General features: G+C 55.2%; 12 protein-coding genes. All 12 read left to right on the plus strand.

Translation table 11 applies throughout. The features are described from left to right. The first annotated feature begins 37 nt into the window (after positions 1 to 37). The 12 genes from XYCOK13_RS01335 to XYCOK13_RS01390 all read left to right on the plus strand — a co-directional run bounded on the left by XYCOK13_RS01335 (position 38) and on the right by XYCOK13_RS01390 (position 11,751). A complete protein-coding gene (locus XYCOK13_RS01335) occupies positions 38 to 1,234 on the plus strand; it encodes an ATP phosphoribosyltransferase regulatory subunit (protein WP_213410089.1) in 1,197 nt (398 codons plus the stop codon). A gap of 18 nt (positions 1,235 to 1,252) precedes the next feature. After that, positions 1,253 to 1,888, plus strand: a complete 636-nt coding sequence (gene hisG / locus XYCOK13_RS01340) for an ATP phosphoribosyltransferase (RefSeq protein ID WP_213410050.1) — start codon at positions 1,253 to 1,255, stop codon at positions 1,886 to 1,888. Positions 1,889 to 1,891: 3 nt separating this feature from the next. Beyond that, positions 1,892 to 3,178, plus strand: coding sequence for a histidinol dehydrogenase (hisD, locus tag XYCOK13_RS01345; RefSeq protein ID WP_213410051.1), 1,287 nt, complete (start codon positions 1,892 to 1,894; stop codon positions 3,176 to 3,178). A gap of 2 nt (positions 3,179 to 3,180) precedes the next feature. After that, positions 3,181 to 3,777, plus strand: a complete 597-nt coding sequence (gene hisB / locus XYCOK13_RS01350) for an imidazoleglycerol-phosphate dehydratase HisB (RefSeq protein WP_213410052.1) — start codon at positions 3,181 to 3,183, stop codon at positions 3,775 to 3,777. Positions 3,778 to 3,780: 3 nt separating this feature from the next. After that, positions 3,781 to 4,392 (plus strand): imidazole glycerol phosphate synthase subunit HisH, encoded by a 612-nt coding sequence (gene hisH, locus XYCOK13_RS01355; protein WP_213410053.1) that lies wholly within the window; start codon positions 3,781 to 3,783, stop codon positions 4,390 to 4,392. A gap of 7 nt (positions 4,393 to 4,399) precedes the next feature. Beyond that, complete coding sequence (gene hisA, locus XYCOK13_RS01360; RefSeq protein ID WP_213410054.1) at positions 4,400 to 5,134, plus strand: 1-(5-phosphoribosyl)-5-[(5-phosphoribosylamino)methylideneamino]imidazole-4-carboxamide isomerase; 735 nt, start codon at positions 4,400 to 4,402, stop codon at positions 5,132 to 5,134. 48 nt (positions 5,135 to 5,182) lie between these two features. After that, on the plus strand, positions 5,183 to 5,941 hold the full coding sequence (gene hisF / locus XYCOK13_RS01365) for an imidazole glycerol phosphate synthase subunit HisF (RefSeq protein WP_213410055.1): 759 nt from the start codon (positions 5,183 to 5,185) through the stop codon (positions 5,939 to 5,941). Beyond that, positions 5,938 to 6,615, plus strand: coding sequence for a bifunctional phosphoribosyl-AMP cyclohydrolase/phosphoribosyl-ATP diphosphatase HisIE (hisIE, locus tag XYCOK13_RS01370; RefSeq protein WP_213410056.1), 678 nt, complete (start codon positions 5,938 to 5,940; stop codon positions 6,613 to 6,615). The genes hisF and hisIE overlap by 4 nt, the downstream gene beginning before the upstream one ends. Before the next feature lie 139 nt (positions 6,616 to 6,754). Further along, positions 6,755 to 7,708 (plus strand): ribose-phosphate diphosphokinase, encoded by a 954-nt coding sequence (locus XYCOK13_RS01375; RefSeq protein WP_213410057.1) that lies wholly within the window; start codon positions 6,755 to 6,757, stop codon positions 7,706 to 7,708. 83 nt (positions 7,709 to 7,791) lie between these two features. Next, positions 7,792 to 9,528 (plus strand): tetratricopeptide repeat protein, encoded by a 1,737-nt coding sequence (locus XYCOK13_RS01380; protein WP_213410058.1) that lies wholly within the window; start codon positions 7,792 to 7,794, stop codon positions 9,526 to 9,528. Between the two features lie 212 nt (positions 9,529 to 9,740). Next, positions 9,741 to 10,688 (plus strand): thioredoxin-disulfide reductase, encoded by a 948-nt coding sequence (gene trxB, locus XYCOK13_RS01385; RefSeq protein ID WP_213410059.1) that lies wholly within the window; start codon positions 9,741 to 9,743, stop codon positions 10,686 to 10,688. 112 nt (positions 10,689 to 10,800) lie between these two features. After that, the gene (locus tag XYCOK13_RS01390; RefSeq protein WP_213410060.1) at positions 10,801 to 11,751 is read left to right on the plus strand and encodes an ROK family glucokinase; all 951 of its coding nucleotides are present in this window, start codon (positions 10,801 to 10,803) and stop codon (positions 11,749 to 11,751) included. Positions 11,752 to 11,776 lie beyond the last annotated feature (25 nt).

An 11,776-nucleotide genomic window follows, 5' to 3' on the forward strand; every position in this document is an offset into this window, starting at 1 on the left:
TTTTATGTATATAATCGTGTGGAAAGGAATGGAGAACGTGTCCAAGCCGAAAGTATTTGAAAAGCCGACCGGCGTGAAGGATTACTTGCCGGATGCGGTCATTCGATTGCGACAAATCGAGCGGAGCACGCTCGCTTGTATGGAAAAATGGGGGTACCGGCAGATCATCACGCCGACGCTGGAGTTTTACGATACGGTGGGTGTCTCAAGCTCGACGATGGACAGCAAGCTGTTCAAGCTGCTGGACAAGCGCGGCACCACGATGGTGCTGCGGTCCGAATTGACCGCGCCGATTGCGCGAGTCGTCGCATCGCTGCTGCGTGAGGAAGAGCTGCCGATCCGCTTGGCTTATCACGCTAATGTGTTTCGCGCGTTGGAGGATGAAGCGGGACGGGAGGCCGAGTTTTTCCAGACAGGAGTAGAGCTTGTCGGCGATGAATCGCCGGAAGCCGATGCAGAGATCGTGGCCCTGGCTGTGGAATCATTGAAGGCGGCGGGGGTTAGCAACTTTAAGATTGCTCTGGGCCATGTAGGCTTCCTGAACGGGCTGCTGCAGGAGGCTTTGCCGGAGGATGAGGACGCCCAGCAGGAGCTGAAGGCGTATTTGCTGGAACGCAACTATGTGGGCTACCGCAACCGCATTCGGACACTGCCGCTGACCGATCGGGCGAAGCAGGAGCTGGAAGGCATTTTGCGGCTGCGGGGAGGCAGCGATGTGTGCGAGCACGCTGTCGCGCTGTCACAAGACCAAACAGCGCAGCGTGCGATAGCGCATTTGTGCCGGATATGGGAAGCGATTGAGGACTATGGTCTGAAGGAGCATGTTCTGATTGACCTGACGATGATCGGCGATTTTACGTATTATACGGGCATGACCTTTGAAGGCTACGCTGCAGAGCTTGGCTTCCCGGTATGCAGCGGGGGCCGCTATGACAACCTGCTGCAGCAATTCGGCCGTCCGGCGCCGGCAACAGGATTTGCGCTCAAGGTGAATCGCATATTGGAGATTGTGGGCAATCGTCCGCTGGAGACAGATCGTCGGGTGCTTGTGGTGTATGAGGAAAGCCGGCGCAAAGAGGCCTTGCAAACGGCGATGGAGTTGCGCCGCAAGGACGGGGTGGCGGTTGAGACGATGAAGGCATCTGTATTTGTCGGAACCGAAGGAGCAGATCGTCAGACTGCGGACAAGCCGGCTTCACGCACGGATTACGATGAGATCCTGGAATTTCGCTAATGGCAGGGGGGAACAACGATGGGCAACAGATTGAAAGTCGCGATGCCGAAAGGGCGTATCTATAAGCAAGCCTCGAAGCTGTTTCGAGAAGCGGGGATTTCCATTCCCGAGGATTTGGACGATTCGCGCAAGCTGATCATTCCGGTGCCGGAAATTGGCATGGAATTTATTATGGCCAAGCCCGTTGATGTCCCGACCTACGTCGAATATGGCGTGGCGGACATTGGCGTAGTCGGCAAGGATGTGCTGATGGAAGAAAATCGGGATGTGTATGAGCTGCTCGATTTGGGCATTGCCCGCTGCCGCATGTCCGTCATAGGCATGCCGAATTGGAAGCCCGTCATGCATCCGCGAGTAGCGACGAAATACCCGAATGTAGCATCCCAATACTTCAGGGAGAAGGGTCAGCAGGTGGAGGTCATCAAGCTGAACGGCTCGATTGAGCTGGCTCCCTTGATCGGCTTGGCTGACCGCATCGTCGATATGGTCGAGACCGGCCAGACGATTCGGGAGAACGGGCTCGAAGAGATGGAGGAGATGTTCCCGATTACGAGCAGACTGATTGCCAATCGGGTGAGCTATAGAATGAATTATACCGACATCCAGGCGCTATGCGACAGGCTCCAGGATCGAATCGGAGGAAGGCAGGGGTAAGACATGGCTGTACGTATCATGAAGCCTGCTGCATACAAGCAGGAGCAGCAGCTGGATTATGGCACAGAAGCGCAGCATGACGCGGTCAAGCAAATCGTGGCCGCTGTCGCGGAGCAGGGCGATGAGGCGCTCCGTCAATATACGAAGCAGTTTGACCGGATGGAAATCCGTGATTTTCGTGTTGAGGAAACAGTAATTCAGGCTGCATACAGCGATGTAGACAAAGTGTTCCTCGAAGCGCTGCGCCGCGCGGCTGACCGCATTCGCAGCTTTCACGAGAAGCAGAAGCGGCTTTCCTGGCATGACAGCCAGCCGGATGGCAGCATGCTCGGGCAGTTGATTCGCCCGCTCAAGCGTGTAGGCTTGTATGTGCCGGGCGGGACAGCAGCGTATCCGTCCTCCGTGCTGATGAACGTGATTCCGGCGCAGGTCGCGGGCGTGAAGGAAATTGCGCTGGCTACCCCGCCGTCTACAGCTGGCGAACCCGGCATCAATCCTTATATCTTGGTTGCCGCTGCGGAGCTTGGCATACAGGAGATTTATCGGGTAGGCGGCGCACAGGCCATCGCGGCTATGGCCTATGGCACGGAATCGATACCGGCCGTGGATAAAATATGCGGGCCGGGCAACATCTATGTGGCCTTGGCCAAGCGGTATGTCTATGGCAAGGTAGACATCGACAGCATCGCTGGTCCGTCTGATATTACCGTGTTGGCTGATGAGCATGCGGATCCTTCTTATGTAGCAGCGGATCTGCTCTCGCAGGCGGAGCATGATGCGCTCGCGCAAGCTGTGCTGGTGACGGCGTCTCCCAAGCTGGCGGAACAAGTGCAGCAGGAGATTGAGCGTCAGCTGGAATCCTTGCCGCGCAAGGAAATTGCCGCGCGTTCGCTGGCCGACAATGGCGCGATCATCGTAGCCGACAGCTTGGACGAGTGTGTGGACACCGTGAACCGGATCGCGCCGGAGCACCTGGAGCTGCTCGTGGAAGAGCCGTTTGCGCTGCTTGGCCGCATCGAGAATGCGGGAGCCATCTTCCTCGGCCCTTACAGCTCGGAGCCGGTAGGCGATTATTACGCAGGGCCGAATCATATTTTGCCTACTGGCGGGACTGCCCGATATGCCTCCCCTCTGAATGTGGATGATTTCCTTAAGAAGACGAGCCTTATCTATTACAGCAAGGCGGCTCTGGCTGAAGCCGGGCCGGATATCATGACGTTGGCTCGCGGTGAAGGCCTGGAAGGCCATGCCCGTGCCATCGCGATCAGACTTGAGAAGGAAGGGATGTAAAGATGGCTGAGCAGCAAAGAAAGGCAAGCATTGAACGGAACACCAACGAAACCCAAATCAAGCTCTCCTTTCAGGTAGATGGCACCGGGCAGGCCGACATCCAGAGCGATGTGCCATTCCTGAACCATATGCTCGACCTGTTCACGAAGCATGGCCACTTCGATTTGCAGGTGGACGCGAACGGCGACATCGAGATTGATGACCATCATACAGTTGAGGATATCGGCATCTGCCTAGGGCTGGCGCTGCGCGAAGCGCTGGGCGACAAGAAGGGCATTAAGCGCTATGCCAACGTCTTCGTGCCTATGGATGAAGCGTTGGCGCAGGTGGTGATCGACATCAGCAATCGTCCGCACCTGGAATACCGGGCGCAGTACCCTTCCGCGCAGGTTGGCACGCTGACTACAGAGCTTATTCATGAGTTTCTATGGAAGTTTGCGCTGGAAGCGCGGATCACCTTGCATGTCATCGTGCATTACGGACAGAACACGCATCACATGATCGAAGCGGTGTTCAAAGCGCTCGGTCGCGCATTGGATGAAGCGACAACCATCGATCCGCGTGTGCAAGGTGTGCCCTCCACGAAAGGGGTGCTGTAACCCTTGATCGCGATTATAGACTACGGGATGGGCAATCTGCACAGCGTCAGCAAGGCGGTTGAACGACTGGGCTATGAAGCGAGGCTGACGGCAGACGCACGTGAAATTCTGGAAGCAGATGGCGTCATCCTTCCGGGGGTGGGCGCCTTCGGAGACGCCATGCACAATTTGACAGAGCTCGATCTGCCGGATGTCATCCGCCAATACGCACAAGGCAGGAAGCCGCTGCTTGGCATCTGTCTTGGCATGCAGCTGCTGTTCACCGAGAGCGAGGAGCACGGCCGGAATCAAGGCTTGGACCTGATGCCAGGCCGCGTTGTTCGCTTTCAGGGCAAATTCAAGATTCCGCATATGGGATGGAATCGTCTCGTCTACCATCGGGAAGCTCCGATATTTGGCGGGCTGGAGGAAGGTCATGTGTACTTTGTCCATTCCTTCCATGTCCAGGTTGACAAGGCGGAGGACTTGTTGGCCAGCACGGATTATCACGGCAAGGTCACAGCCATCGTAGGCAGAGACAATGTGTACGGCATGCAGTTTCACCCGGAGAAGAGCGGCGCCACCGGCATGAAGCTGCTGGACAATTTCCTGAAGCTGACGAAGAATGGAGGATAACCGGAACATGAGCGAGTTTGTGATATACCCGGCAATAGATATTCGAGGCGGGAAATGCGTGCGTCTGATCCAGGGAGATTATGCGCAGGAGACCGTCTATCATGACAGTCCGTCGGCAGTGGCCAAGGATTGGGAGGCGCAGGGAGCGTCCTGGATCCATCTGGTGGATTTGGACGGCGCCAAGGCCGGACAGCCGGTCAACGAAGAGACGATCGCGGAGATTGCTTCAGCCGTACAAGTGCCTGTGCAAGTGGGCGGAGGCCTTCGCTCGATGGCTGCCGTCGAAAAGCTGCTGCAGGCAGGCGTACAGCGAGTCATTCTAGGCACGGCGGCCATAGAGGATCAGGCCTTTGTCGAAGAGGCGCTGGCGAAGCACGCTGATCGAGTTGCGATTGGCATCGATGCCCGTGACGGGTACGTGGCTACAAGAGGATGGCTGGAAACATCCGAGGTGAAAGCGGAAGAACTGGCCAAAGCGCTGGCCGACAAAGGGGCGGAAACGTTTATTTTCACCGATATTTCCCGTGACGGCATGATGCAGGGGCCGAATGTCGAGGCAATTGTGCGATTGGCGCAAGTATCCGGCCGCAGTGTCATAGCATCGGGCGGCGTCAGCCGCCTGGAGGATTTGGAGCGTCTGGCTGGCTATGCATCAGAGGGCGTCAGCGGTGCGATTGTCGGCAAAGCGCTGTACACCGGCGCGATTCAACTGGACTTGGCGCTGGCAGCGCTGAAGCGTTAAGGCGCTGGAGCAAGACAACCATACTGTAGAGGAAAAGGAGACGATCGCATGCTTGCGAAACGGATCATCCCTTGCCTGGACGTGAAGGACGGCCGGGTAGTCAAGGGCGTCAACTTTGTCAATTTGCGCGATGCCGGCGACCCGGTGGAGCTGGCCTCCTTGTACGATCAAGAGGGAGCGGACGAGCTCGTATTTCTTGACATTTCCGCCTCCTATGAAGGACGTGCCACGATGGTAGAAGTGGTGCGCCGGACAGCAGGCGAAATCACGATTCCGTTCACAGTAGGCGGAGGCATCAGCCACGTCGATGATATGAAGCGGCTGCTTCGGGCTGGCGCTGACAAGATCGGCGTCAATACTGCTGCCGTCAAAAATCCGCAATTGGTATCGGATGGGGCGCGCAAATTCGGCGCACAGTGCATCGTGGTCGCCATTGACGCCAAATTCAACCCGGAATGGGGCGAATGGGAAGTCTATACGCATGGCGGCCGCAATGCTACAGGCATTCGCGCGCTGGAGTGGGCCAAGCGCATGGAGGAGTACGGTGCGGGAGAACTGCTGCTGACAAGTATGGATGCGGACGGAACGAAGGACGGCTTCGACTTGAAGCTGACGCGCGCGGTATCGGAAAGCGTAGGCATCCCGGTTATTGCGTCCGGCGGAGCGGGACGGGAAGAGCATTTTCACGAGGTGTTTGCAGAAGGAGCGGCTGATGCGGGCCTAGCGGCCTCGATTTTTCACTATAAAGAAGTATCGATACATGAGGTGAAGCAATATTTGCGGGAGAAGGGAGTGGAAGTCCGATGACGGCAGGCAAGTATACAGTGGCGAATGCGGATCAATGGGCGGAACAGCTAAAGTGGGATGAGAACGGCTTGCTTCCGGCGATCGTGCAGGACGCTGTAAGCAAAGAAGTGTTAATGATGGCGTACATGAATAAGGAATCGCTGGCCAAGACATTGGAAACCGGAGAAACTTGGTTCTGGAGCCGCTCGCGCAAGGAGTTGTGGCACAAGGGCGCTACTTCCGGGAATATCCAGTGCATTGTGGAGCTGTACCAGGATTGCGATCAGGATACGCTGCTGATCCACGTAGTTCCCGCAGGACCGGCTTGCCATAACGGAACGTATTCCTGTTTCGTACCGGCAGGAGAGCGTTCGGCGCAGGATTCGGCCGAGACGGGAGACCGCTATGCGATCCTGAACCGCCTGGAGCAAGTGATTGCGGAACGCGAAGCGGAAATGCCGGAGGGTGCGTATACGACCTATCTGTTCGAGAAGGGTGTCGACAAAATCTTGAAGAAGGTCGGGGAAGAAGCGGCGGAAGTCATCATTGCCGCCAAAAATCGCGATGCCGCGGAATTGAGCAACGAGAGCGCCGATTTGCTCTTCCATTGGCTGGTGCTGCTCCGCGAGCAAAAGCTGCCGATTGATGAGGTGCTGGCCGTTCTGCGCAGCCGGCACGGACAGAAGAAGCAGTAGCAGAGCTCAGGATTAGGTGCGGTTTCCGACATTTGCCGAGCAAAAAAGCCATCAAGTTGATTTTTCTTGTCGAAGGTTTCGATGTATAATGGGACATGAGTCATAGGAGCGAGGAAAAAACGCAGGAGGGTCATGGTAAATGGGTAGTAGCGGCAACATCAAAATATTCAGCGGTTCATCCAACCCCGCGCTTGCGGGACGAATGTGCCAGGAGCTGGGCGTTTCCCTTGGCAAAATCAATGTTTCCCGGTTCAAGAGCGGCGAATTTTACGTTCACTACGAGGAATCGGTTCGGAACTGTGATGTGTTCTTAGTGCAATCTTTCTCTCATCCGATTAACGATATGTTTGTAGAGCTGCTGGTCATGATTGATGCAGCGAAGCGCGCCAGCGCCAGGACGATCAATCTGGTTATCCCGTATTACGGCTATGCCCGGCAGGAGCGAAAATCCGCTCCCCGCGAACCGATCTCGGCCAAGCTGGTAGCCGATGTGCTTACGACAGCAGGCGCTGATCGTGTCATGACCATTGATTTGCATGCTGCCGCGATTCAAGGATTTTTCAACATTCCCGTTGATCACTTGACTGCGCTTGACCTGATTACAGACTATTTGAAGGCGAAAAAAATCGAAAATCCGATTGTCGTGTCCCCGGATGCCGGCCGAGCAACCACTGCGGAGAAGCTGGCTAACTACTTGGACGCGCCATTTGCCATTATGATCAAGAAGCGTCCGAAGCATAATGAGTCGGTTATCACCCATGTTATTGGGGAAGTCGAAGGACAAACGCCGATCATTATCGAGGATCTGATTGATACGGGTTCCACCATCGTGAATGTCGTGGAGGGATTGAAGGAACGAGGGGCGAATGATGCGTATGTTTGCGCTACGCATCCGCTCTTTTCCGGCGATGCGATCCGCAAGCTCGATCACCCGAATATTAAGGAAGTCGTGGTCACGGACTCGATCATGCTGCCGGCCGATTGCTCGGACCGGTTCAAGGTCATTTCCATGGCCCATTTGCTGTCTGATGCGATTCACATTATCATCGAAGGCGGCTCGATCAGTACGCTGTTCAAGTCCGGCGGGGTGTAAGGGCAGGCTATTCGAAACAGCAGGTAGTCCGTTGCGAGCCGCCCGCTGGAATATTTTCTGGATAAATGGAGGTGCCTTATTGCATGGAGAGGAAAGAGCGCGTGGCCCAATCCGGACAACAAAATATTATTAACCTCAAGATGGATGCCACTTTCTTTTTCGAGCGAGCCGTGCAATCTCTTGATCGCTTCCATTATGATAAGGCCTTGAAGTATTTTCGGCGGGCTGCCGAATATGAGCCGTATAATCCGGTCAATTATTGCAACCTGGCCGGGATTTATTCGGAGCTTGGCAATTATGAGGAATCGAATCGAATTTTGCGAATGATTCTGGAAAGCATAGATCCGGACATGACGGAATGCTTTTACTATATGGCTAATAATTATGCCAATATGGAACAGTTTGAGCGGGCGGAGGAGCAGTTGATTCAATACCTGGAGCTTGACTCAAACGGCCAGTTTCTCGAGGAAGCGGAGGAAATGCTGGAGATGCTCAGCTTGGAGCTCAAGCGGCCCGCTGAGCTGCGCAACATCAAGTGCCGGGAGCATTTGTTCGAGCATGATCAGGCCCGCATGCTGCTGGAGGAAGGGAGGTTCGCCGAGGCAACGCGCAAACTGGAGAAGCTGGTGAAGCAAAATCCTACTTTTTTGGCCGCACGAAACAACCTTTCTCTGGCTTACTATTATATGGGGGACTTCAAGCAATGCATTGCGACCATTCGTGAAGTGCTGGAGCATGATGAAGGGAATCTTCATGCCTTGTGCAACCTGGCTGTGGTCCTGCAGCAGTCCAAGCGGCATGACGAGCTAACTGGCGTGAAGGAGCTGCTCGGCAAGCTGTACCCATTTCACATGGATCATACTTATAAGCTTGCGACGACACTGGGGATTCTGGGCGATCAAGAAGGAGCTTACCGGCATTTCGTCAGACTGATTCGCAGCGGCATGCATCATGACGAGCCCAGCGTCCTTCATTTCGCAGCGGTAGCGGCCTTTAACCTGGGCAAGCTTGAGGATGCCCGTCGCCATTGGAAATCGCTGAAGAAGCACCATCCGGGTTCGGTGATCGCCGAATTTTATCTGAAGGAGTGGGCGAGTCTGACGCAGCGCCCTCCCGGACAAAAGCTGCCTTATCAGTACCAGCTTCCGTTCGAGGAGAAATTCAAGTACTTCGAACAGGTGGACGGGGCTATTCCGGAAGAAGTGAAGAAGGACCCGCTTGTTCGCTCCTCCTTTATCTGGGCGCTGCGCCATGGAGACCAGGCAACGAAGCTGCACGTCATGCAGGCACTCAGTATGATTGCGGATGAGGAAGTGAAGGCTACGCTTCATCGGTTTTTGCTTGAGCCGGACGAGGATGATTATTTGAAGCGGGTTGCCGTATTCGTCCTGCGAGCCGCTGGTGTCAAAGAACCGGTTAAGGCGCTGATGGGCGGCAAGAAGACCGTTATTGCCGCACAGGATGGACCCGGTCCCGGTCTGCCGGTGTGGAAGCCGGCCTGGCAATCTGTGCTGGAAGATGCCTTGCAGGCGATGGACGGTCGGTATGACCTCATTCAGCGGCATGATATGCAAACGTTGTGGGTGGAATACTTAAGCAAGGCATATCCGGACGTGCCGAGAATCAGCAAGTCCAAAGGATGGGCGGCCGCCTTGGAATATTTGACAGCGAAGATGCATTCAAAACGCGTGACGATGAAGGAGTTGTCCGAGCTCTATGGTGTCTCGGGTTCCACCATCGGCAAGAACGCCAAGCTGATTGATGAGACATGCGGGTTGCAAAGCAAAATGCAGGCAATATGGAAAACATACTTGTCGTAAATGTCGGGGGTCTGGCGAAAGTAGGAAAACGCTTCGAAGAATTACATCGCTTTCGTGGGTAAAAAAATCGGGCCCCGCGAAAGTATCAGGAAAACGCTTCGAAGGAACGCATCACTTTCGTGGGTAAAAAATCGGGCCCCGCGAAAGTACCAGGAAAACGCTTCGAAGGAACGCATCACTTTCGTGGGATAAATAGTGAGGAGATGATGAGGATGTACAATGCTGTAATAATCGGAACGGGTCCGGCAGGATTGACGGCTGCGATATACTTGGCTCGAGCGAACTTGAACCCGCTTGTCATCGAAGGGCCGGAGCCGGGCGGCCAATTGACAACGACTACAGAAGTCGAGAACTTCCCGGGATTTCCGGATGGCATCATGGGTCCTGAGCTGATGGACAATATGCGCAAGCAGGCCGAACGATTCGGCGCCGAATTCAAGACAGGCTGGGTAAACGAAGTGAACTTCAACGAGCAGCCGTTCACGCTGCAGGTGGAGGGCATGGGCGAGTTGAAGGCGAAGTCGGTTATTATTTCTACGGGAGCCAGCGCGAAGCTGCTGGGCATTCCTGGCGAGAAGGACAACATTGGACGCGGTGTCAGCACCTGTGCGACTTGTGACGGATTCTTCTTCCGCGGCAAGAAGATTATTGTAGTCGGAGGCGGAGACTCGGCTATGGAAGAGGCGAATTTCCTTACTCGCTTCGGTTCGGAAGTGCGCATCGTGCACCGCCGTGAAGAGCTGCGCGCCTCCAAGATTATGCAGGATCGGGCTCGCGAGAATGAGAAAATCGTGTGGAGCCTGAACAAGACTCCTGTTGAGGTTGTAGCGGCAGAGAATGGTGTGAAAGGCTTGAAGGTTCGGGATAATGCCACTGGCGAAGAAGAGCTGCTCGAGGCAGACGGCATTTTCGTAGCAATCGGCCACACGCCTAATACGAAATTCCTGGGCGGAGCCATTCACACGGACGAAACAGGCTATATTCTTGTTGAGCCCGGTACAAGCCGGACGAATATTCCAGGCGTATTCGCTTGCGGCGACGTGCAGGACCATACGTATCGCCAGGCGATTACAGCGGCGGGCTCTGGCTGCATGGCAGCGCTGGACTGTGAGCGGTATTTGGAAGGCAGCGCCACGCATGACTGGAGCCAAAGCTTGTAAGGCTGAGCCCGTGCAAGGGCAAGTGAATATTGCAGACACAAGGTGAAGAGACGGGCGCAGCGCGAGCCTGTCTCTTGCCCTGCTTGATAACCAGAGAATGAGGTGTGTTGGGATGGACAAGAAAGTATATATCGGTGTGGATCTCGGCGGAACCACGATCAAGGTTGGCGCCTGCAACGGGGAAGGACAGCTGCTTTACAAGTTTGAAGGTCCTACCGGAACGGCCGAGGGAACAGAACGGGTGCTGCAGAACATTGCGGACTACGTGCGCAAGGTTGCTTCTGATGCCGGATTTGCGTGGGAGCAAGTTGTGGGCGTGGGCATTGGAGTTGCCGGCTTTATGGATTTCAAAGAAGGATTTATGCATCTATCCGCCAATATCAGCGCCTTGAACAATGTGGCGATGGGCAAATGGCTTTCCGAGGAGCTGGGCGTGCCGATCAAATTCAACAACGATGCCAATGTGGCTGCATTAGGAGAAGTGTGGGGCGGAGCCGGCCGCGGATTTGAGGACGTTGTTCTCTACACGCTCGGTACAGGTGTCGGCGGAGGCATTATCATTAACGGCAAGATTCACGAAGGCGGCGCAGGTATGGCGGGCGAGCTCGGACACTTGTCGATCGTGCCGGACTTGGAAGCCATCCAGTGCGGCTGCGGACAACAAGGCTGCCTGGAGACTGTATCCTCGGCAACGGGCATTATCCGTATGGCAAAAGACGCTGTAGAGCGCGGAGACCGCACGTCCTTGTCCTTGCTTGAATCCATTACAGCCAAGGACGTGTTTGATGCTGCCAAAGCTGGCGATGAAGTGTCGCTGCGCATCATTAACCGCGCGGCATATTATTTGGGCAAGTCGATGTCCCTGGTAGCTGTCACGTTAAACCCGCAGCGCTTTATCGTAGGCGGGGGAGTGTCCAAAGCAGGGGATATTTTGTTTGACGCCATTCGTGAGGTGTTCGAGAAGTTTACACCAGCGAAAGCGAAGGAGAATGTCGATATTATTCCGGCTGAGCTCGGGAATGACGCCGGCATGATCGGGGCGGCAGGCCTGCTGCTTCGTTAAACCGGCTTAATTAAGAAGGAAAGAG

It is taken from the genome of Xylanibacillus composti (assembly GCF_018403685.1).
Taxonomy (GTDB): Bacteria; Bacillota; Bacilli; order Paenibacillales; family K13; genus Xylanibacillus; species Xylanibacillus composti.